Source organism: Streptomyces sp. NPDC007808, from assembly GCF_042868655.1.
Lineage (GTDB): Bacteria > Actinomycetota > Actinomycetes > Streptomycetales > Streptomycetaceae > Streptomyces.
The window spans coordinates 60,501-81,407 of the sequence record NZ_JBIAEQ010000007.1 but is presented as its reverse complement, the minus strand read 5'-3'; the positions used below and the strand labels follow the sequence as shown (position 1 = coordinate 81,407).

Genomic DNA, 20,907 nt, shown 5'->3' with positions numbered 1-20,907 from the left:
CCCCCTACGGGGCGTGCCCGGCGGCGTCGGTCCTCCGCCTGATCAGCGGCCGCCGTTCCACGGGCCGTACGGGCCGTCGCTGCTGGAGCCCCTTCTGCTGCGGCCTCCGCCCGGGAGGCCTTTGAGCGCGGGGCGGACGTCGACCATGTACACGATCGTCGCGATGAGGCCGATGATCGGCAGGAACGACAGGATGTTGAAGATCAGGTTCACCACGAAGGCGAGCCCGAGGATGATCAGCCAGAACGGCTTGGTCTTCTTGTCGGCGGCGCGATAGGCGTCCTCACGGCGGATGGCCGCGTCGATCAGCGCGAATCCGCTGAAAAGAATCAGGGCCATGCTCAGCAGCCACAGGAATCCCTGGAAGCCCTCCATCAGCACAACGTCCACCACCCGTATCGGCTCTATCGGCTCGTACCTACGCGGTCACCGTACCCGCACTGGAGGGACCGCTACCCGAACAACGGGCCGGGCACTCCGTAAGTGCCCGGCCCGGGTCCGGCGGCCGCTTCTCACCCGTCCGTGTTACTTGGCGGGCGGCGTCGTCTTCTTGGCGGCGGTGGGCTTGCGCGCCGGGGCCTTCTTGGCGGGGGCCTTGGCGGCCGCGGCGGGCTTCGGCTCGGCCGGCTTCGCCTCGGCCTTGTCCTGCTTGACCTCGACCGGCTCCGCCTTCGGCTCGACGGCGATCGCGAGCTCCTCGATCTCCTCGGCCGCCTCGCCACGCCAGGTCCGCACGGCCTGCTCGCCGTGCTCGGCGACCTTCTCGTAGGTCTCCCGGGCCTTGACGGCGTACTCCGCGGCGACACCCACACCGCGCAGCGCGAGGTCCTGGGCGGTCTCGCCGAGCTTCTTCAGGTCGGCGTCGAGATTGCTGCCGAGCTTCTTGACGTCGGCGTCGAGGCTGCCGATGAACTCGGTGACCTTGGTCTGGATGGTCTCCTGCGCCTCCTTGGCCTTGGCTCCTGCTTCCTTGGCGCGGGCGGTGGCCTTCTCCTGGACGGCCTTCGGGTCCGTGTTGCGCACGGCTTCGAACCGGGCCGGCGCCTCGGTGCGCAGCTGCTCCACCAGGCCGGGCACCTTCTTGGCCTGCTGGAGGGCCAGGTCGGCGGTGCCGGCGGCGAAGTAGAGCGGGGTCGGGTCGCTGAAGGTCTTACGCAGGTCGTCGGTGATGGCCATGGTGATGGTCCTCCCGGGTTGCTTCGAGGTGAGGGTTTTGGATGCCGCGGCGGGCCGTACGGCTGAACGCCGACGCGTGCCGGGTCGTGGCGTGCGTCGGGCAGCGCGTGGTCAACCGTCTTACTGCCGCGGGTCGTTCGGGTTCTCCGGGTCGGCTTCGGTGCCGTCGGACGTACGAGTCGTGCGGGTGGTGCGGGTGGTGCGGGTACGGCGCTCGGCGGACTTGCGGCCGCCGTCGGCCGTGCTGTTCGTGCGGGTCGTACGGCCGCGACGTACGGCGGAGTCGCCGAAGTCACTCTCGTCGCCCGCGTCACTGCGGTCGAGGACCGCCGCGCCGTCGCGGTGGTCGTCACGGTGGCCGTCGCCGTGATGGGCGCCCAAGCCCGAGCCGACGGCCTCGGCCAGGTCGACCGACTCGGCCGCCTCCCCCGCCTCGGGGGATATCCCGAACCCGTTCTCCTTGCGGAAGGATTCGTAGATCTGGAGCAGTACCTGCTTCTGCCGCTCGTTGAGCGTGGGATCGGCGAGGATGACGGCGCGCGTCTCCACCTCGTCACGGTCCCGCTCGGCGTCGAGGATGCCGGCCCGCACGTACAGCGTCTCGGCGGAGATCCGCAGCGCCTTGGCGACCTGCTGCAACACCTCCGCGCTCGGCTTGCGCAGCCCGCGCTCGATCTGACTCAGGTACGGATTGGACACCCCGGCGGCATCGGCGAGTTGCCGCAGTGACAGCTGCGCGTTGCGCCGCTGCTCACGCAGGTACTCGCCGAGATTGCCGACGTTGAGCGATGCCATGCCTCCACCTTGCACCACTCTCGCTAACTATTGCAAGCACCTGCTTGCAAAAGTGCGCCATGCCACGTGCGGCGGGCCGAGCAACCGGGTGTCCCGTGACACGACTCGCTGAAGGCGGACCGGTCTCGGTCCGTCCGAACCACCGGGCCGTCCGTCCGTCTCAGTCGACCTTGGCTACGCCCGCTCGCGTCCGGGCCACTATGACAGGGGAAACATCGCGCTCAGTCTCGGCAGCCTGCGTGCTGCCTCGTCCTCGCATCGGACGTCCCAACGCTCGCCGAGCGGTCCGGTGCTACCGCCTCCATCGCCCCGCTCCGCGTCGACGGCTTCGTAGAAGGCATCGCCGCACTCGTCGTCCACACCGGCCGAGATCCGGTACGCCTCCATGGCGACATAGTCGAGCGACTCCCACCCGGGCCAGTCGTCGTTCCATACCTCCCGCGGACGGCCCACCAAGCCCTGGACCTCCGGGGTGGCGGCCAGGGCATCCGGATCAGCGACCGCCTGAGTGAAGGCTTCCCGGCCGAGTCCTACCATCCACAGGCCGAAGTAGCAGAACCCGTCATCCGAACACCAGCCCCCGAAGATCCGGTCCGCAGCTGCCCACAGATCCCACGTGAACGCTTCGTGCGTCACCTCGTCCAAGCGCACCTGGAACTGCACGACCTCAGCGAGCGGCCGTCGCGACAATTCGTCACGCAGCCACGCGAGCCGTCCGTCCCGGCCCCGCCCCTGACGCCGGCACTCCTCGATGAGCCCCCAGAAGGAATCCATGTCCACAGCGCCACTGTGCCAGGCGCCTCTGACAACGCATGGCGGACCCTGCCGAGCGTCTGAAAGGCGGGCGCGGCTCACCGGCTGGCACGACCGGCTGGTCGCCCGTCGCGGACGCGACTGCAACCATGCCTGGCCCGGCCAGGTCCCGCACATCGCCCTCCCGAACGGCTGGGACGACCTCTGGAACCTTCCGCCTGAGGAGGAACAGCACGCGATCAGGGTCCTGTTCGAGCTCCTCGACGAGTTCGCTGCCGAGTGCGAAGCGGCGCAGGGCACACGGTCCTGAGACTGAGCGCCTAGCGTGGGTTCCGTGATCGTATGGCTCAACGGCACCCACGGCGTGGGCAAGACGACGACCAGTGCACTCGTGCAACCGCTGATCCCGGATTCCCGGGTGCTCGACGCGGAGAAGGTCGGCGAGACGCTCATGGACATCGCGCCGGGGCTCCCCGGGACGGACAACTTCCAGCACTGGCCGCCGTGGCGGCAGCTCGTGGTGGAGACCGCGCGCCGCGTACTCGACTACACCGGCGGCACTCTGGTGATGCCCATGACGGTCCTGGTCGAGCAGTACTGGCGCGAGATCAGCGCCGGTCTCGCCCACCACGGCATCCCTGTACGGCACTTCGTGCTCCACGCCGACCAGGACACCCTCCGCGAGCGCATCGAGCGGGCCACTCCCGTGCCCTCGCCGTTCCGCCTCCGCTACCTGGAGCCCTACGCGGAGGCGGCCCGCACCTGGCTGCACGACGAGGCCGAGGTCGTCGACACCACTCGCCTCACGCCCGCCCAGGCCGCCCGGCGGATCGCGGCGGCCGTCGGCTGCTGAGGTACCCGAACCGCACGTCATCTGCGGTACCCACTTTTTTGTGGGTACTTGGCAGCGGCCGACGAACATCAGAACCTGGATACGCGTGATCGGCGAGGCACCCGGCCACCGCAGGACCGGCTCGACACCACGAGGGAGGTGACCCACCGGATCAGGATCGACCGGATCAGGACCGAACGGTCCAGGACCGACCGGTCCAAGCGACGGATCAGGCCGACCTGCTCTCCGTCAGCCTCTCCAGGCGGCGGTGCCCCCAGTCGGAGAGCGGGCCGAGGGCCTCGGCGAGTTCGCGGCCGAAGTCGGTCAGGGAGTAGACGGTCTTCAGCGGCAGGACGTCGTAGACCTGCCGGTGCACCAGTCCGTCCGCCTCCATCTCACGCAACGCCTGGGTCAGCACCTTCTCGCTGAGCCCCGGCAGCCGGCGGCGCAGTTCGGCCGGGCGGTGCGGGCCGTCCTCCAGCCGCCACAGCAGCGACGTCTTCCACTTGCCGTCGATCACGGCGATCGCCGCGGTCACCCCGCACACGTTCGGGTCATGGCGCCGGTGCGTCATGCCACGCCCCTGGGTGCCACGGCCCTCTTCACCGCGCCCTTTCGGGCCAGGCCCTGCTCCGCCATGTCCCACCCCTTTTGTCATCAATCGGCTTCACCCTACAGGGAGTTACTCATGTCCACACACGCCTCCGAGTCCGCTGTCACCGTCCTCGGTCTCGGCCCGATGGGCCGGGCCCTGGCCAGCGCGTTCCTGGACGCCGGAGTGCGGGTCACCGTCTGGAACCGCACTCCGGGGCGGGACCGGGAGCTGGTCGGCCGCGGCGCCACGTCGGCCGCGTCCGCGGCGGAGGCGGTCGCCGCCAGCGCGCTGACCGTCGTCTGCGTGGTGAACTACGACGCCGCCGACGCCGTCCTGCGGCAGGACGCGGTCACCGACGCGCTCAAGGGCCGTACCGTCGTCAACCTGACCGCCGACACCCCGGACCGCGCCCGGGACACCGCCGCGTGGGCGGACGCGCACGGAATCCGCTATCTGGACGGCGCGATCATGACGCCGACCACGGCGATCGGCACACCGCAGGGGGTGTTCATCTACAGCGGCTCCGCGGAGCTCTACGGCGAGCACCGACCGGTCCTCGACGCGCTCGGCGGCGCCCACACCCACCTCGGCGAGGACATCGGCCGGGCCGCGGCCTACGACATCGCCCTGCTCGACATCTTCTGGACCTCGATGGCGGGCTTCGCGCACGCCGTGGCCGTGGCGGGGGCCGAGGGCATCACCGCGCGGGAGCTCACTCCCTTCGCGCAGGGCATCGCCGCGATCCTGCCGCCGCTCTTCGAGGAGTTCGCGGGGGACGTGGACGACGCCACCTACTCCGGCGAGCTCAACCCGATCACCTCCGGCGCCTCCACCATGGCGCACATCGTCGAGGCGTCGGAGTCCCACGGCATCGACGCCGCCGTCATGCGCGCGATCGAGGGGCAGGCCCGCCGCGTCATCGCCCTCGGGCACGGCACGGACGGGTACCTGCGGGTCAGCGAGCTGCTGACCCGCCACCTGCGGTGATCCACTCCTGAAGGACGGCGAAGTCCCGGTCGGTGAGGCCGTGGCGGTGGTCGACGCGGTGGAGGAGAGCCGGCCCTGAATGGTGGCCGGCCACCCAGGCGCGGTCGGTGCCGCTGATCTCGTCGTCGACCCAGACGAAGGGGCGCCCTGCGGCCCACGCCACCAAGGGACGCGTCTTCCAGTGCAGGCCACGGGGCCACAGCCCGGGTTCGCCGCCCTCGTCCGGCCAGTCCACCACCGGGAGCGCGGGCAGCCCGAGCCAGGGGGCGAGGCAGGCGTTCGCGTCGTCCAGCCAGGTCGTGGCCCACACCAGCTCGCAGCCGAGCCCGGCGAGTCCGGCCAGGCGGGCGCCGAGGCCGGGGTCGACCCGGGAGAGCAGGGGGTGGTCGGCCGACTCGGGGAGCGGGTGGGCCGGCTCGTACCGCGGGTACGGGCGGTCCGCCCCGAACGGGACGAGGGTTCCGTCGACGTCGAGGAAGACGAGCACCGACCGCGACGAGGGCGGGCGCGACGAGGGCATCGAAGGCGGTCGGGACACCGGCGGCGGACTCATCCCTCGAACCCGCCCTCGGCCAGGAGCCGGTCGACCCGCGCCCGGTGCGCGGCCTCCCACTGGTCGAGGGACCGCGCGGCCTCCTCGGCCAGCCTGGTCCGGGCCGCCGCGAGGATCTCCTCCCGGCGGGCGGCGGGTACGACCACGACGCCCTCCTCGTCGGCGACCACCACGTCCCCGGCGTCGACCGCCACGCCTGCGCACCGCACCCGCTCGTTCAGCGGCCGTACGGCCGCCTTGGTGCCCGGGATCGGGACGACGCCCCGGGCGAAGACCGGGAAGCCCGCCTCCCGCACCTCGGCCAGGTCCCGGATCACCCCGTCGGCGACGAACGCGGCGATCCCGCGGCGCTGGGCGACGGCGCAGACGTTCCCGCCGGCCAAGGCGTACTCCAGGTCGCCCGACTCCACCACCACGACCGAACCGGAGGGCGCCCGGTGGATGGCCGCGTGCAGCATCAGGTTGTCGCCGGGCGGGCACGAGACCGTGTACGCCGGGCCTGCCACACGCGGGACGGGCCCCCACAGCGGACGGATGCCGAGGTCCAGCACCTGCCCGCGCCCCAGCAGGTCGGCGAGCGTGGTCGTCGGTATCTGCTGATATTCCGTGGCGGCAGTCATGGGACGGACGGTACCGTCTGCCCCATGACTGCCGGGTCGGCCATGTGCCGTGAACGAGTTGGGTGTTGCCCGGCCTCTGAGTGAGGTCAGGGCGGCGGGCCAGGGGCCCGCCTCTTTCTCTTCGCCTTCCCTTCGTACGGAAACCAGCGACAGAGAAAGAGAGAGACTTGCCCAACGACTTCAATCGACCGGTCATCGAGGAGTTCCGCGCCAACAAGGGCCGCGTGGGCGGCTACTTCGAAGGTGCCAGGCTCCTGCTGCTCACCACCACCGGCGCCCGCACCGGCCGCCCGCACACCACACCCGTCGGCTACCTTCCCGACGGCGGCGCCCGCGTCCTGGTCATCGCCTCGGCCGGCGGCGCCCCCAGGCACCCGGCGTGGTTCCACAACCTCGTCGCGAATCCGCAGGTCACCGTCGAGAGCGGCGCCTTCACCTACGAGGCGCGGGCCGTCGTCCTCGAAGGCGAGGAGCGCGACCGGGCCTTCGCGCGGGCCGTGGAGGCGGAACCCGGCTGGGCGGAGTACCAGGAGAAGACGGAGCGGGTGATACCCGTCGTGGCCCTGGAGGAGATCGCCCGGGGTGGTCCGCCGAACATCAACGCCTCCTCCATGGGCGAGGCCATCAAGGTCGTCCACGACGCCTTCCGCCGTGAACTCGCGCTGATCCGCGAGGAGATGAGCAAGGACGGCGGTACGACCCTCGGTGCCCAGCTCCGCGTCAACTGCCTGACCTTCTGCGCCGGCCTGCACAACCACCACACGGGCGAGGATCAGGGCATGTTCCCCGTCCTGGCCGACCGCCACCCCGAGTTCGCGCCGGCGCTGGCCCGGCTGGGCGAGGAGCACGAGCGGATCGCAGAGCTCGTCGAGGACCTGCGCCGCGCCGTGTCCGCCGAGGCCGCTGACCCGGCCACCGCCCGCGCCGAGGTCGAGCGCCTCACCGCGGCGCTGGAGGACCATCTGGCCTACGAGGAGGAGCAGTTGATCCCGATCCTCGACGCCGCGTAGGACCTGACGAGGGGTGCCTCCCGTGCCGCGGCGGACGACGGCGGGCACCCCTCGAAGTCACCCCCTCCCGACCGCGCGGCACCCCTCAGAACGGCAGCGGCCTGTCGTGCACGACCTCCAGCCCCGCCACCGCCCGTGTCACCACCACGTACAGCCGCTGCCACCCGCGCTCCTCCGCCGCCACGATCGCGGCCGGCTCCACGGCGACGACGTGGTCGTACTCCAGTCCCTTCACCACACCCGCCGGCACGACGGCCACCCGCGCCCCGAGCTCGTCCGCGCCCCCCGCCTCGATCCCGGCCGCCTCCAGCGCCGCACGCACCCGCTCCACCTCGCCGTCGGCCGCGACGACCCCCACGGATCCCTCCCGGCCCAGCGCGTCCCGTACGGCGGCCGCGACCGCCCCCGGCAGGTCTCCGCCCGCCTCCCGGAACCGCAGCTCCCCCTCGCCGCGCAGCGACCGGGCCGCCGGCACCTCCACGTCCAGCCGCTCCAGCAGCCGGTTGGCCAGCGACAGCACCGCCCCGGGCACCCGGAACCCCACGGTGAGCGGTACGACCGCCGCGTCCGGCTTCCCCAGGTGCCGCAGCACCGTCCGCCACGACCGTGCCGCCCAGGGCGTCGTCCCCTGCGCCAGATCCCCCAGCACCGTCATCGAGCCGAAGGCCGCACGGCGCGCGATCGCCCGGCACTCCATCGGTGACAGGTCCTGCGCCTCGTCGACGACGACATGGCCGTACCCCTGAGGGTGCTCGATGAGGCCTGCCACCTCGTCCAGCAGCACGAGGTCGGCGGCCGACCAGCGCGCCGACTTCCACGACCGGGGCGGCTTCGCCCACAGCAGCGCCTTCTGCTCGTCGGCGTCCAGCAGCCCGTCCGCCGCCGCGGCCAGCGTCCCGGGACCGGTGAGCAGTGCGGCGACCACCTCCTCGGGCCGGACCCGCGGCCACACCGCGTCGACGTACGCCCCGACCGCCCGCGCCCGCGAGATCTTCTGCACCCAGGCGTTGCCCTGCGGGCCGGCACGGCGCTCGGCCCGGTCCCGGATGTAGCGCACCACCCGCGTGCGCACCCGCTCCCGCCCGACGGCGTACGGCGGCTCCTCGGCCCGCACCCCGTCGACGATCCGCAGCAGTTCGCCCTCCGGGACCCGCCACCGGTACGAGCCGTCGGGGACCACGAGGGCCTCCGCCTTCTCGGCGCCCACCCGCGCGTACAGCGCCCGCCGCAGGACCTGAGCCATCCGCACGTCGTGCTTCACCCCGGCGGCCCGGTCGTCGTCGGCTCCGGTGACCGGATGCCGGGCGATCTCGTCCCGCAGGGTGGACTGGCGTACGCCGGTCTCGCCGAGCGCGGGCAGCACCTGGGAGATGTACGCCAGGAAGGTGCGGTTGGGGCCGAGGATCAGCAGGCCGCCGCGCCGGATGCGCCGCGGGTGGGTGTAGAGCAGATACGCGGCGCGGTGCAGGCCGACAGCGGTCTTGCCGGTGCCCGGAGCGCCCTGCACGCAGACGGAGAGGGTGAGGTCGCCCCGTACCAGGTCGTCCTGCTCGGGCTGGATGGTGGCCGCGATGTCCCGCATGGGCCCGACCCGGGGGCGCTCGATCTCCCGGCTGACGATCTCGCTCGCCCGGGACTCGCCCCGGTCGAGGTGCTCGTCCTCCAGGCCGGTGAGGTCGGCGGAGTCGCCGCAGCTCCCGGGCGCCCAGCCGAACCGCCGCCGTACGGCGACGCCCTGCGGGTCGTGGACGGAGGCCTGGTAGAAGGCGCGGGAGACGGGAGCACGCCAGTCGACCACCAGGGGTGGCTCGGCGGGATGCTCGCTGATCCGCAGCCGCCCGATGTGCAGCGCCTGCCCGTCGCCGCCGAAGTCGAGGCGCCCGAAGAACAGCGGTCCCTCGGGCAGCTCGCGCATCTCCTTGGCGCGGCTGCGCAGTCGGCGTCCGAGGACCTCGGCGTCTGCGCCGGAGGCGGAGACGTCCTCACCGGTGACGACGTGTTCCTGGGCACCCTCGACCATCTCGGCGAAGGCGGCGCGGCAGCGGTCGTGATGGGCGCGTTCCTGGGCGAGGGCGTGGCGCAGGGCCGGGTCGGGTGACGTCATTCCATGGAGCGTACCCAAAAATCGTGACTGAGTTAAATTTTTTACTGAGGCTCAGAGCGCGGTCAGTCCCGTCAGCCCCGCCTCCAACGCCCCGAACGCCCGCTCCGCCGCCGTCACCGCATCCCGCTTCACCTCGGCCAACGGCTCCCCCGCCGCGATCCGTCGCCAGTTCTCCTGCGCCAGGACCCGCTGCACGGCGACGATCTGCCCGGCGGCCAGCCTCGCCTCCAGCCCGCCGCCGAGCGCCTCGGCGAGCGCGGCCTCCGACCGCTCCAGGTAGCCGTACAGGCGGGCGGCCAGTGCGGGAGTCCCGTACAGCATCGACTGGTAGGCGAGGACCTCGGGATGGTCGTTCAGCCCGGTGACGGGGTCGCACCGCTCCAGCCCGGCCAGGAAGTGCCGCCGCAGTGCCGCGACGGGCGAGGGTCCCTCCCGTACGATCCGGGCGGCCTCGTCCTCGTGGTCGGCGAACCGGTACAGGACGAGATCCTCCTTCGTCGGGAAGTACCGGAAGAGCGTCGGCTTGGAGATCTCGGCCGCGGCGGCGACCTCGGCCACGGAGACGGCGTCGAAGCCCTTCTCCAGGAAGAGACGGATGGCGGTGTCCGACACGGTCCGGTACATCCGCCGCTTCTTGCGCTCCCGCAGGCCGATCTCGCTCATGACGTGAGCCTACGGGCGTCAGACCAGCACCGTCGCCAGAGAGGGGGTGGCCGTCCACCGCACCGGCAGCCCGAGCGCCCCCAGGGCCGCCGCCAGGGTCATCGGGTAGGACTCGACCGCCCGGCGGACGTTGGGGGCGTCCAGGCTCGCTCCGGTGACCATTCGGTCGAGGTCGATGTACGCGGACCGCACGACCTCGATCAACCGGTACTCGCGCCAGTCGCGACGCCAGTCGAGGCTGTACTCGGGGCCGAGCGTGCTCTCCCAGCGCCGGAACATACGGTCGCGGATCTCCGGCCGGGTCGGGGTGAGGTGCATGTGGCGCACCAGGTCGTACAACGGGTCGCCCACCACCGCCATCTCCCAGTCGATGATGGTCAGCGCCAGGTCGTCGTTGCGGCGCACCAGATTCCATGGGTTGAGATCACCATGCAGAAGCGACGACCTGCGCTCGCTCACCCGATGACGGGACAGGATCTGCTGAAGGCGTTCCGCGTCGGGGAGCCCCATGAGGCGGGCCAACCGCTGCGACTCCCTGGGCAAGTCGCTCACCAGCAGCACGAGTTGGGCTCTCAGCCAGCAGAAGAACCCGCCCTCCCCGGCGGCCGGGTCGAGTCGCCAGTAGTTGACGTGCGTCAGGGCGGAGAGCTGGTCGACGAGCCCGTCGGCCTCGTGCGGCATCAGGCCGTGCACCGGGTGGTTCGGCGGGCTGTCGACGTCCGGATGCCCGACATAGGTGTGAACGGCGAAGAACTCGCGCGGATGGCTCTCGCCGAGCGCCAGGATCCTGGGAACCGCCATCCTGGCGCCCGAGTCCTCGATCGCCCTGAGCACCGCGTATTCGCTGAGGAAGCTGGGCTCGCGTCGGCGGATGTCCGCCAATCTGCGCCGGACCACGACATGGAACCTGTTGCCCGGCACCGGGACCACCGTGTTGACGTGCGCGGTGCCCCTGAACACCCGGCCTGCCGGGGCCGCACCCTCGGTGAGCAGGGCGTCGCGCACCGCTGAGTCGGGAAAGTCGAAAGCCGCGGGCAGCCGACGGTCCGGCTTCCAGCCGAAGGCCTCCGCGTCCAGGCCCCCGAGATCAGGCCCCCTCCGCGACGCGAGCCACCGAACGAGAGCCCCCTCGACGTTCCCCTCGCTCGGTACGTGTCCGAGCAGGAGTGGCTCCTGGGCCTCCGCCAGCGCCCGGCGCACCTCCGCAGTCGCCTCGCCGAGGCTCTTCTGCGGGAACGATTGCTCCAGAGAACGCACCGTCCGCAGCACGTCCGAGTACGCCGACTGGGCCCGCTCGAAGGCCACATAGTGGCGCAGGTCCTTGGCGACGCCGACGACGGCGGAAGGGCGGACCTCCGTCATGGCCTCCGCCCAGGCGTCGACGACTTCCGCCCACTGGTACCCGGGATAGCGCATGCGCACGAGGTGAGTTGCGAGGTCGTGCAGAGGGTCACCGTAGGTGGCCAGCTCCCAGCCGAGGCAGACGAGGGACTGGTGACCGTCGTAGGTCATGATCAGGTTGTCCCGGTGCAGGTCCGCGTGCAGCAGGCTGTACGGCCGCCGGGCCATGGCGGGCACGCGCTCGGCGAACCCGATCAGGGCATCCTCGGGGATGCCGAGCACTTTGAACAGCCCGCCGAAGGCATGCCAGTCGGGCTGCCGGAACTGCCGGTCCACGAGGCGCGCCAGCATCCGCAGAAACCCCTGGCTGTCCATGTGGTTGCGCGGCCAGACCGCCGGCAGAGGCGGTAGGGAGCCCAGGCGCACCTTCGACGTCTGGGCGAGGAGGCCGACCAGTTCCTCGGCCAGCGAGGGGGCGACGGGTTCGTCGTTCCCACAGACAGCCGACAGCGGCACACCTTCCACATGGCTGTGGATCGAGAACCCGCCCCGTCTGATCAGGCACTCGGGTGCGTGCGGCACAGAGCCCCTGATGCCATGGAGGATCCGCGCCTCGTCGTTCCATGTCCTGATCACGCCGGGCCACGCCTCCGTACGCCTGATCCGCACGATCACGGATGTCCCGGCCTCGCGGCCCACCAGCCGGGCCATGGAATCCGTGAGCGGCAACACGTAGCCCTGGTTGCGATGCCCACCGGTGACCTGGCCCAGCCTCACGGCTCGCCCTACGAACTCCCTGATGACGTCGGCGGACATGTCACGCCGCTCGTGGACGGGACGGGGAAGGGGATGTGCGCCCACGGGCCGCTCCCGGGTGTCGCGCGAAGGAAAGACGTAAAACACCATAGGACCACAACCACCGCCGAAGCGGCCCCGGTTGCCCCGATACACGGGGTCCAGCCCCAGAGGGCCGAGGCTCGGCGTCGGGAGCCGGAGCCATCGGTTTCCCTTCCCTCAGGAGACCTCCGGCCGTTCCGGCGTCGTGCCGGACGTCTCGGTGGTGAAGGCGCGCGCGCTGTCCCAGAGAGTGTCGAACAGTTCCAGGCGCCGAGTGACGATCTCCCTTGCCTCGTCGCCGTCGTCCTTGGCCCAGCGGGTCAGCAAGGAGTCGTAGCCCTGGGGATCCAGGAGGTGGCCGCCACTCCCGTTGGGCTCGGGCTGCCCGGTGACGTCGGCGTCGCGGGTCTCGGAGTTCGGCTCGACCTTGTCGTAGATCCCCTCGTACACGACGTCGTCGTTGATGAAGTAGAGCTTGAGCCAGGGCGACATGTGCAGCACGCGGAACTCGACGGACAGTGTCCCCTGGGCCTTTCGCTCCATGCGCTCTGTCTGGTTCTTCAACCTCTCCTCGTGGAGGGCGATCCGGTTCACCAGGCTCGCCCGGAACCGGGGAGCGTCACCGGCTTTGCCGTCCGCGCCCACCCGGCCGGGGAACTCGATCTCCTTGGTGAAATCCGGGACGAGAACCCGAAGCCGAATGGTGCGCGAAACGCCCTGGGTCAGCCGTGGAAGTACCCGCGTCACCAGGGGATCCGCGACCGTCTCGCCGGTGAACCCCAGCACCGAGAGGCGGACGTCTCCGCCGCGTTCGAGAACATCCTTGAACCGTGCCTCCAGCTCCGTGGGCGGGACTCCACGCGGGCGAAGGGCCTGGTTCAGACGCTGTACCTCCCCTTCCAGCCGCCGCGCCACGGCCTGCAGTTCCGCCTCGGCCCGCCGCTGCTCGGAGTGCCCCGCGTTGAGGCGCTGTACCTCGGCGTAGAGCACGTACCCCACCACTGTGAGCAGTGCCCCGCCCAGGTAGACCTTGTCCTGCAGGGCGTCACCTACGGGCTTCACGAACTGGGCCACCAGCCCGACGACGAAGACGGCGAACAGGAAGAGTTTCGTGACCGTGGACTCCGCACGCCCCCACCCGGCGGCCAGTCTCCTGGTCCACGACGAGCCTGTGTCCGACACCAATTCCCCCTGTGCGCCCCCGATTTGATTCGAGCCTGCTCATCGTGCCCCGCCGGACGGGTGACCAGGAAGAGGACTGCGAGATCACCACGGAATCATGGCCGAGAAGTGATCGAAGCGGGACAGCACGACAGGCGCACCCGCCTCCCACAGCTCTTTCGCCTCATCGGCGTCGCGGGCGTATCCCACGAATTGCACACCGGCAGCCTCGGCCGCTGCGAGGTCCGTCACCGTGTCACCGAACATCAGCGCGTCCTGGGTGTCAGCGCCCAGCGCGTGCAGCGCGCGGTCCAGACAGTCGGGGTGGGGTTTGAGCCGCCTGGGGTTGTCGGTACGGCCGTAAAGGTGACCCGCGAAGCAGCGGCGCAGGCGCATCCGGCGCAGGTACGTGTCGACGGCTTCCGGGGAGTTGTTGGTGGTGACGGCGATCCGCACACCCTCCTTCGCCAGGCGCCGGACCAGCGGGCTCGCCCCGCGCGTGGGCGGGGCGCTCAGCGCCGCTTCGATCTCCCCCTCGACGAGCCGCGCCTCCAGCGCCGCCACCAGCTCACTCCCGGGACGCGCCAGATCCACGGCCCGCAGTACGTCCTGAGGGTCGATGGACACCAACGCCGCCGGTGGGAGCAGCCCCGATGCGCCGTGCTCCGCGACGATCCCCCGCAGGGTGTCCGCCAGGGGCCCCGACGACCTGCCGGGGAACAGACGACACAACGGCCCGTCGAAGTCGAACAGGACACATCGTCCGTTCACGATCTGCTTCGCCGCACCCAGCAGTAGATCCTCGTCGTCGAGCACACTCACCTGCGCAGTTCCTCTGTCCGGCATGGAATTCCGGCGTACGGTCATGCCGCGGTCGTCGGCACGGTCGTACTGTGCCACTCCCGCAGGGCTTGCACGATCTGCTCCAAGTCCGGCACCTCCACCAGCTTCAGCGGTTCACGGGCCCGCCCCATGGCTCGGCTCACCCGCTCCGCCGCCGCGTGGAAGTCCTGTTCCCCCGGGTCGCCCTGCAGCGCGAGAGCCGCACGCATGACGTCGGGGAACACCGACTGGGCGTATTCGAAGGCCAGGTAGGTCTTCAGGTCCTTGTCCAGACCGACGGTCAGCTCGGGGTGGCCGGCCTCCTTCATCGCCTGGGCCCACAGGTCGGTCATCACGGCCTGCTCCTGTTTGCCGTACCCCATGCGCACGATATGAGTCGCGAGATCATGAAGAGGATCCCCATATATGGCCAGTTCCCAGTCGATCACCGAGATCCGCCCGCGCCGCACCACGACATTGGCGCGGTGGACGTCGGTGTGCAGAAGCCGGAACGGTCGGGATGTCAGACCCTGGTGGTTCTCCCTGAACGTCGCCATCGCGTCCCGGGGGATGCCCACCGCGTCGAAGAGGACACCGAAGCGGTCCCGGTTGGGCCGGTGGACGCGCTCTTCGGTGAAGTCGATGAGCCAGTGCAGGAAGCCCTGGCTGTCGCCATCGGTCGGCCAGTCCTGAGGGGGCGGCGGGAGCTCGTTGACCGGCACCTCGGCGGCCCTGGCGAAGAACGCGGCGAACTCGCGCATCAGTTTGTCGTCGACGACACCGTCGGAGTTCCGCTCACTGAGCGCCTTGCCCCTGCGATACCGGTGCAGGGAGCGGTCGCCCAGCACGGCGCGGCAACGCGGCACCTCGCGCAGATACCGGCAGACGACCTCGAGGACATCAGACTCTCGCGGCCAGATGCGCGGGACGACCTCGACCGTGTTCAGCGGCACCCGGTACTTGAACCGCGTGTACGGCACGACACCGATCACCAGGGCTAGCAACAGCCCTACCCGCACCACGTAGTTGGTGTTGTGGTGGCCCTTGAGCACCTTTCCCCTGCCTCGGAGTCGACGGGACTCCAGAAGGCGGTGCGCGAGCGACAAGCGCGCTCCGTGTTGCAGAGGGGGCACGATGGCCGAGAGTAGCGGTTCAGACTGAGGACCATGTCAACAGGTGCATAACTTTCCGATCCTTGTGGCACGTTGCACAAACACATTCGTGCACGTCCGGGAGACGGCCGCCGGTTTGCGCCAACATGTTCGGTGTGGACGGCGACTCGAACGAGACAACCCGTTCGGAGCCACATCGAGCTTTTCGGAAGGGTGCGCCGTAACTGGTTCAGGCGCCGGCGCGGACCAGCGCCAGCACCGGCCACAGGGAGTCCACGACGGACGTGGCCCCGGCCTCGCGCAGCAGTTTCTCCTTGCGCGGGTTACGCGCGTAGCCCAGGAACGGGACTCCGGCACGATCCGCCGCGATGAAGTCCGAGGGCGTGTCGCCGATCATCAGCGCCGACGAGGGGGCGGCGCCCATGGCGCTCAGGGCCCGGTTGAGGCAGTGCGGGTCCGGCTTGAGCTGGTGGAGGTTCTGGGTGCGGCCGTAGACATGAGGGCTGAAGCAGGGGAGCAGCCCGCGGCCGTCCAGGTACGTGCGGACCACGCGCGGGGAGTTGTTGGTGGCGATGGCCAGCCGGGACCCGACCGCCGTCCACGTGCGGATCAGCGGGTCGGCGTACGCGGTGGGCATCGCGGAGGAGGTCGCCCTGAGCTCCTCCTGGGTGAGACGTTCCTCCAGTTCCGCGACCAGGTCGCTGCCCGGGCGCCGGCGGTCCACGGCACGCAGGACGACATGGGGGTCCAGCGACTCCCGTTCGTCTTCGGACAGCAGGCCGGGCAGTCCCCGTCGCTCCAGCCACTCCACCAGGTCGGTCGCGACCCGTTCCGCCGAGTGCCCGGCGAACAGCCGGCAGATCGGTCCGTCGAAGTCCCAGAGCACGATGCGGGCGCCCGCGATCAGTTCCCGGAGCCGGTGCGGGTCGGTTTCGGTCTCGGCGGTCACCGGTTCGGTCCGTGTCGTATCAGAAGTCACTAGGAGAGTGTCAGCTCCGTGCTGATGGTTTCCCAGAGGGCGTCGAACCACTTCTGGGATTCCGTCACGAAGGCGGCGTCGCGCTGCCCGGCCGACTGCGCGAAGGAGAAGAGCAGCGACTGCGAGCCCAGGGCGTCGTACATGTCCAGGGTCCGGCTCTCGTACTCCTCCTGGCGTTCGGTGAGGACGTAGTAGCCGATCAGCGCCTCGTCGCCGTTGAGCAGGTACAGCTTGATCGGCGGGGTGAACGGCAGCGCGCGGAAGGTCACGTGGACGTCGACGCCGTGCGTGGCGCGGGTGGCCTGGAGGTTGTTGCGCAGCACCTGGGCCTGGGCGTTGCGCATGGCCAGCCAGCGCTGGTGCACGGGGTCGTCGTCGCCCCGCCCCTCGACCAGCACCGGGAAGGCGAGATGGATGTTCCGGGAGGGCAGCAGGATCCGTACGTCGATCGTCCGAGGGCGGACCGACCCCTCGTGGATCAGGCGCAGTGGCTCGCCGAGGGCCACCATCAGGGTCTCGGAGGTGTGGCACACCACGTCCACGCGGACCTGCGGGGCGGCGAAGGCATCGGCGAGCCGGGGGGCCAGGCTGACCATCGTCGGCTGGGGGGCGTCCCGGGTCGGGGCCGGCAGGGCGATGCGCGGCGGGCTGCCCTTGCTGACGTTGGTGAGCAGACCGTCCTCCTGGAGCGCGCGCAACGCCTGGCGAACGGTGCCCCGCTCCACCCCGAACTCCTCGGCCAGCTCGGCCTGGGTGGGCAGGCGGTCGCCCGCCTTGAGGTCTCCGACCCGGATCCGTTCCCGCAGGTTGTCGGCGATCTCCTGCGGAGAGAGTCTCCTGCTGCCGTTCACTGCCACGCTCTCCTGAGTCACGACCAAACGCTACAACTCTGATCCATCTAGCGGGAGTTGTTAGCGACTTGTTTCAAAGTAGGGGCCAAGTGGGGACAACTTAATCAGAGTTGGCGTCAAGTTGGTTGAGTTGGCGGAAGTAATCCTTCCATCCCCAGGAGCCCGAAGGGGGAAACACCGATGCCCGTCCTCGCACTCCTCTCCGCCGTCTTCGTCGTCGGCGTCGAACAGACCCTCCAGTGGAAGTACGGAGCCACCGGCGTCATCGGCCTGCTGCTGCTCACCATCGGCATCAAGGCCAAGAGCCCCACCGTCTCCTCGATCGGGGCCGTCGTCCTCGCCCTTCTGGTCTCGGGGCCCGCCCTATGAGCCATGCGCACCACCGGAACCACGAACGCACAGGTCAAACGCTGTGGGAGACGATCAGCTCGTGAGCACCAGCTCCGAACTGATCGTCTCCCACAGTGCGTTGAACCACACATGGGACTGCTCCACGAACGTCGTGTCCCGCAGCCCCGCCCCCTGCTCGAAGGCGAACAGCGTCGACTGGATGCCCGGGGCGTCGTACATCTCCAGCTGCTGGTGGTCGATCTCCACCTCGTGCCGCTTCAGCGTGTAGTAGGCGAAGAGCGCCTCCGTGCTGTTGAGCAGGTACAGCTTCACCGGCGGGGTGAACGGCAGCGCGCGGAAGCTGACCCGCACATCGATACCGTGCGTGGAGCGCAGCGCGAGCAGGTTGTGCCGTAGCACCTGCCCCTGGGCGTTGCGCTGGGCCAGCCAGCGCCGGCGCAGCCGTTCGTCGGCGTCGTCGGCCGTGGCGTCCACCGGGGTCGGGAAAGCGAGCGAGATGTCCCGGCTGGGCAGCAGGACGCGGACGTCGACCTTGGCCGGTTTCAGCTGTCCGGCGTGGATCTGGCGCAGCGGTTCGCCCATGGCGAGGGTGAGGGAGACCGAGGTCAGGCACAGGGCGTCGATCTCGACGTGCGGAGCCGCGAAGGCGGCCGCGATGCGCGGGGCGAGCGCCACCATGGTGGGCTGCGGAGGTGCTCCCGGGCCGGTCAGCGCCTTGCCCAGGTCGAGGGCGACGGTCGCCGGGGCCCCTTTGGACACGTTGGTCAGCAGGTGCTCCGACTGCAGGATGCGCAGGGCCTGGCGCACGGCTCCGCGCTCGACGCCGAACTCGTCGGCCAGCTTGGCCTGGGTGGGCATGCGCTGGCCGGGCCGCAACTCACCCGAGGCGATCCGGGCGCGCAGCTCGTCGGCCACCTCCCGGTGTGACTTCTGTGGCCGCTGTGACCTGTTCCGTCCAGTGACGGGGGCGTGTTTCGGCTCCACGACAAAACACTACAACTTCCCGCCATCTTTAGGCAGTTCCGCGCATGGTGGTTATGAGCCGCTCCCAAGCGGTCATAACTACAGGGAAGTTGGTCGCCAACTTCAACAACATGGTCAAGCTTTCAGAGGGTTGGCCACTGAAGCCGAAGTTCCACCGGCCGGGCTCCCTTCCGGAGGGGAGCCGGGAGCCCGATCGGTCAGCACAGCCACAACTTCACACCGACAACCGAACAGCGTGATGGCACAGCCACAACCGAACACCAACCACAACCGCACAGCTCGCTACGGATGAGCCCCCGTCGTCGGCAGAGAGGAGACCTCAGAAGATGTCCGGGCACCAAGGACGCCTGGACGTACGCAGCAGGGCGTCGGCCACCCGGGCGGCGCCCGCTCGGTCTTCGCGCACCCGTCCCAGCGCGGCGAGCCGCACGGCCGACTCGTCGCCGAGCCACAACCGGGCCAGCTCCGCGACGTCGAGGGTGAGGTCGGCGGCAGCGGCCGTCGGCGCACAACGGGCTCCGTCCGCGGACGCCTCCAGCCGGTACCGCCCGCCGGTCGGTCCGCCCTCGTCCACGACCTCCAGCACCAGCGCCCCCTCGCCCTCGTAGGTCCGGGCCTCCAGGGCCCGTACGACATCGAGGATCCGCACCCACAACCAGTCCGCCAGCGTCGTGATCCGGGCGGCCCGCGGGTCGGGCAGATGGAAGGGCAGCAGGTCGTCGGGAGCCCGCCAGCCGGACTTGACCGTGGTGATCCAGTCGATCGAGCACAGGTAGCGCCACAGCGCGCGCTCGGCGTCCGGCGTCGCCGCGATCAGCCACTTCACGCTCGCCGTGTTCAACGGCTGCTTGCCGTCCCCCCAGCGGTCGTCCGCCGTGTACGCCACCAGCCCCTGGACCTCACCGCCCGCCGAACGGTACGCGGCGAAGAAGGGCTCGGTCCACGGGTCCCGGTCCAGGCGCAGCGCCCCCGTAGCGACTTGCCACCAGCGCGCGTCCCGGTTGACGGCGCCCGGCTGGGCACGGCGCACCCGCTCGTGCAGCTCCGGCCCGATCTTGCGTACGTCCGCCGGGTCCACGATGTCGATACGGCCGCCGTCCCCAGGACCTGCCCACCTCGGGTCCAGGCCGGTACGCGGGACGTCGATCGTCCACTGGGCGGTCCAGGTGGCGGGGCCGAAGCCGTACCGGCCGTAGATCGGGTACTCGGCGGCGATCAGCGTCGCGACGACGTCGCCGCGGTCCTTCGCGGCGGCCAGGTCGCGTTCCATCATCCGGCCGAGGATGCCGCGGCGACGGTGCGTGGGGGTGACGGTGACGTTGGTGATGGCGTCGGCGGGAACGGTCCCGCCGCCCACCACGGTGAGCTCCTGCGCGAACGACCGGAACGTCCCGACGCACCGGCCGTCGTCGAAGGCGCCCAGAGTCCGGGCCGGCACGAGGTACGAGGCGCGGTCCGCGATCTCCGTCTCGGCGACGCCGGGGGTGCGCAGGAAACCGGTGTTGAGGGCCCGGGTCCAGTCGGGGATGTCGGCTTCGGTGATCGGGCGGACGTCTATGGGGGGTTCGGGGCGGCTCATGGGGCCCACGGTAGGCGGGCGGGCGCGGGGGTGTCGCCGAAATTTCCGCCGGCCCGCCGCGCCCCGCCCGTGTCCCCCGACCCGCGTCCCGATCCGGTGCCGCCGTCCACAGCCTGTGGACGGCGGCGGCCGCCCCGCGACACCGACATGATCCAAACGACAGGCCCTAGGTCAGCAGATCGTCGACCTGGGCCTCGCCGTCCCGGTACCGGCGACTGATCTCCGCGCCACAGTCGTCCGCCGTCCGCTGCAGCAACTGGCGGCGCCGCGAGACCTGCTGCTCGTACTGCACGAGCCGTCCCATCGCGGTGTTCAGCTCGACGTCCGTACGCGCCTGGAGGTCCGACAGCTCGACCTCGGCGAGCATCTCGGACGCCAGCCGCCGGTACTCCTCGCTCTGCGGGGTGCCGAGCGTGACATGGCGCGCGGAGGAGCGGTGGCGGGCCGGGGCGTCGGTCAGGATCTCCGACAGGCGCTCCACGACGGACGCCGCGCCCGCCGGGGAGCGCCGCGCCAGTTCGGCCCGCAGGATGTCGATCCGCCCCTGCAGCAGCCGCCGTACGTAACTGAGGTCCGCCTCGTCCCGCTGGGCGTCCCGGCGCAGGGTGCGCAGCTCGGGCAGGCTGAGCCGGATCAGATCAGGCTCGGGCGGGTCCACCGGAAGCCGTGGATCGGCACCCGGTCCCGGATCCTCGGCGGTGCGCTGTGTGGGCGGCCGAAGAGCCTCCAGCCGGCCCGCTTGGTCCAACACGACAGCCCCAGGCGGCTGCCCGGTACTCGGTGTGCTCATGTGCCTCTACCG

At 70.5% G+C, this 20,907-nt stretch carries 23 protein-coding genes; 5 read left to right on the top strand and 18 right to left on the bottom strand.

What is annotated here, in order from left to right:
* Positions 1 to 42: 42 nt before the first annotated feature.
* From ACFYNL_RS25845 to ACFYNL_RS25830, 4 genes are all read right to left on the bottom strand, one after another.
* Positions 43 to 375 carry a DUF2516 family protein gene (locus ACFYNL_RS25845; RefSeq protein ID WP_388807949.1) on the bottom strand — a complete coding sequence of 111 codons (333 nt, stop codon included), beginning with the start codon at positions 373 to 375 and terminating at the stop codon, positions 43 to 45.
* A gap of 150 nt (positions 376 to 525) precedes the next feature.
* Positions 526 to 1,176, bottom strand: coding sequence for a hypothetical protein (locus ACFYNL_RS25840; protein ID WP_388807370.1), 651 nt, complete (start codon positions 1,174 to 1,176; stop codon positions 526 to 528).
* 120 nt (positions 1,177 to 1,296) lie between these two features.
* Positions 1,297 to 1,971: a helix-turn-helix domain-containing protein gene (locus ACFYNL_RS25835; protein WP_388807369.1), complete on the bottom strand. Its 675-nt coding sequence runs from the start codon at positions 1,969 to 1,971 to the stop codon at positions 1,297 to 1,299.
* A 198-nt stretch (positions 1,972 to 2,169) separates the two neighbouring features.
* Positions 2,170 to 2,745 carry a DUF4240 domain-containing protein gene (locus ACFYNL_RS25830; protein ID WP_388807947.1) on the bottom strand — a complete coding sequence of 192 codons (576 nt, stop codon included), beginning with the start codon at positions 2,743 to 2,745 and terminating at the stop codon, positions 2,170 to 2,172.
* Between ACFYNL_RS25830 and ACFYNL_RS25825 the strand changes: the two genes are divergently transcribed.
* A complete protein-coding gene (locus tag ACFYNL_RS25825) occupies positions 2,744 to 3,034 on the top strand; it encodes a hypothetical protein (protein ID WP_388807368.1) in 291 nt (96 codons plus the stop codon). The two genes, ACFYNL_RS25830 and ACFYNL_RS25825, sit on opposite strands and share 2 nt — an antisense overlap.
* Before the next feature lie 24 nt (positions 3,035 to 3,058).
* Positions 3,059 to 3,577 carry an AAA family ATPase gene (locus ACFYNL_RS25820; protein ID WP_388807367.1) on the top strand — a complete coding sequence of 173 codons (519 nt, stop codon included), beginning with the start codon at positions 3,059 to 3,061 and terminating at the stop codon, positions 3,575 to 3,577.
* A 208-nt stretch (positions 3,578 to 3,785) separates the two neighbouring features.
* On the opposite strand, the gene ACFYNL_RS25815 is transcribed toward ACFYNL_RS25820, so the two are convergent.
* Positions 3,786 to 4,130 (bottom strand): winged helix-turn-helix transcriptional regulator, encoded by a 345-nt coding sequence (locus ACFYNL_RS25815; RefSeq protein ID WP_388807366.1) that lies wholly within the window; start codon positions 4,128 to 4,130, stop codon positions 3,786 to 3,788.
* A 114-nt stretch (positions 4,131 to 4,244) separates the two neighbouring features.
* Here ACFYNL_RS25815 and ACFYNL_RS25810 point away from each other — a divergent pair, with 114 nt between their 5' ends.
* The gene (locus tag ACFYNL_RS25810) at positions 4,245 to 5,138 is read left to right on the top strand and encodes an NAD(P)-dependent oxidoreductase (protein WP_388807365.1); all 894 of its coding nucleotides are present in this window, start codon (positions 4,245 to 4,247) and stop codon (positions 5,136 to 5,138) included.
* On the opposite strand, the gene ACFYNL_RS25805 is transcribed toward ACFYNL_RS25810, so the two are convergent.
* The gene (locus tag ACFYNL_RS25805) at positions 5,107 to 5,625 is read right to left on the bottom strand and encodes an HAD domain-containing protein (protein WP_388807946.1); all 519 of its coding nucleotides are present in this window, start codon (positions 5,623 to 5,625) and stop codon (positions 5,107 to 5,109) included. The genes ACFYNL_RS25810 and ACFYNL_RS25805 overlap by 32 nt on opposite strands.
* Positions 5,626 to 5,687: 62 nt before the next feature.
* The gene (locus tag ACFYNL_RS25800; protein ID WP_388807364.1) at positions 5,688 to 6,311 is read right to left on the bottom strand and encodes an RraA family protein; all 624 of its coding nucleotides are present in this window, start codon (positions 6,309 to 6,311) and stop codon (positions 5,688 to 5,690) included.
* Positions 6,312 to 6,478: 167 nt separating this feature from the next.
* On the opposite strand from ACFYNL_RS25800, the gene ACFYNL_RS25795 reads away from it, so the two are divergent.
* A complete protein-coding gene (locus tag ACFYNL_RS25795) occupies positions 6,479 to 7,321 on the top strand; it encodes a nitroreductase/quinone reductase family protein (protein WP_388807363.1) in 843 nt (280 codons plus the stop codon).
* A gap of 85 nt (positions 7,322 to 7,406) precedes the next feature.
* Here the strand turns inward: ACFYNL_RS25795 and ACFYNL_RS25790 are convergent, their stop codons facing one another.
* From ACFYNL_RS25790 to ACFYNL_RS25755, 8 genes are all read right to left on the bottom strand, one after another.
* The gene (locus ACFYNL_RS25790; RefSeq protein ID WP_388807362.1) at positions 7,407 to 9,425 is read right to left on the bottom strand and encodes a HelD family protein; all 2,019 of its coding nucleotides are present in this window, start codon (positions 9,423 to 9,425) and stop codon (positions 7,407 to 7,409) included.
* A gap of 51 nt (positions 9,426 to 9,476) precedes the next feature.
* Entirely contained in the window at positions 9,477 to 10,088 is a 612-nt protein-coding gene (locus ACFYNL_RS25785; protein WP_388807361.1) for a TetR/AcrR family transcriptional regulator, read from the bottom strand.
* Between the two features lie 18 nt (positions 10,089 to 10,106).
* Positions 10,107 to 12,290 (bottom strand): phosphotransferase family protein, encoded by a 2,184-nt coding sequence (locus tag ACFYNL_RS25780; protein ID WP_388807360.1) that lies wholly within the window; start codon positions 12,288 to 12,290, stop codon positions 10,107 to 10,109.
* Between the two features lie 153 nt (positions 12,291 to 12,443).
* Complete coding sequence (locus ACFYNL_RS25775; RefSeq protein ID WP_388807359.1) at positions 12,444 to 13,448, bottom strand: ATP/GTP-binding protein; 1,005 nt, start codon at positions 13,446 to 13,448, stop codon at positions 12,444 to 12,446.
* Positions 13,449 to 13,532: 84 nt separating this feature from the next.
* Entirely contained in the window at positions 13,533 to 14,249 is a 717-nt protein-coding gene (locus tag ACFYNL_RS25770; protein ID WP_388807358.1) for an HAD family hydrolase, read from the bottom strand.
* Between the two features lie 41 nt (positions 14,250 to 14,290).
* Positions 14,291 to 15,355, bottom strand: a complete 1,065-nt coding sequence (locus tag ACFYNL_RS25765; RefSeq protein WP_388807357.1) for a phosphotransferase family protein — start codon at positions 15,353 to 15,355, stop codon at positions 14,291 to 14,293.
* Between the two features lie 235 nt (positions 15,356 to 15,590).
* Entirely contained in the window at positions 15,591 to 16,310 is a 720-nt protein-coding gene (locus ACFYNL_RS25760) for an HAD family hydrolase (protein WP_388807356.1), read from the bottom strand.
* 29 nt (positions 16,311 to 16,339) lie between these two features.
* Positions 16,340 to 17,218: a GntR family transcriptional regulator gene (locus ACFYNL_RS25755; protein WP_388807355.1), complete on the bottom strand. Its 879-nt coding sequence runs from the start codon at positions 17,216 to 17,218 to the stop codon at positions 16,340 to 16,342.
* 153 nt (positions 17,219 to 17,371) lie between these two features.
* On the opposite strand from ACFYNL_RS25755, the gene ACFYNL_RS25750 reads away from it, so the two are divergent.
* The gene (locus tag ACFYNL_RS25750; RefSeq protein ID WP_369170343.1) at positions 17,372 to 17,560 is read left to right on the top strand and encodes a hypothetical protein; all 189 of its coding nucleotides are present in this window, start codon (positions 17,372 to 17,374) and stop codon (positions 17,558 to 17,560) included.
* Positions 17,561 to 17,614: 54 nt separating this feature from the next.
* Here the strand turns inward: ACFYNL_RS25750 and ACFYNL_RS25745 are convergent, their stop codons facing one another.
* The 3 genes from ACFYNL_RS25745 to ACFYNL_RS25735 all read right to left on the bottom strand — a co-directional run bounded on the left by ACFYNL_RS25745 (position 17,615) and on the right by ACFYNL_RS25735 (position 20,895).
* On the bottom strand, positions 17,615 to 18,457 hold the full coding sequence (locus ACFYNL_RS25745) for a winged helix-turn-helix domain-containing protein (protein WP_388807354.1): 843 nt from the start codon (positions 18,455 to 18,457) through the stop codon (positions 17,615 to 17,617).
* A gap of 388 nt (positions 18,458 to 18,845) precedes the next feature.
* On the bottom strand, positions 18,846 to 20,105 hold the full coding sequence (locus ACFYNL_RS25740) for a GNAT family N-acetyltransferase (RefSeq protein WP_388807353.1): 1,260 nt from the start codon (positions 20,103 to 20,105) through the stop codon (positions 18,846 to 18,848).
* Positions 20,106 to 20,271: 166 nt separating this feature from the next.
* Positions 20,272 to 20,895 carry an aerial mycelium formation protein gene (locus ACFYNL_RS25735; protein ID WP_388807352.1) on the bottom strand — a complete coding sequence of 208 codons (624 nt, stop codon included), beginning with the start codon at positions 20,893 to 20,895 and terminating at the stop codon, positions 20,272 to 20,274.
* Positions 20,896 to 20,907: the final 12 nt, after the last annotated feature.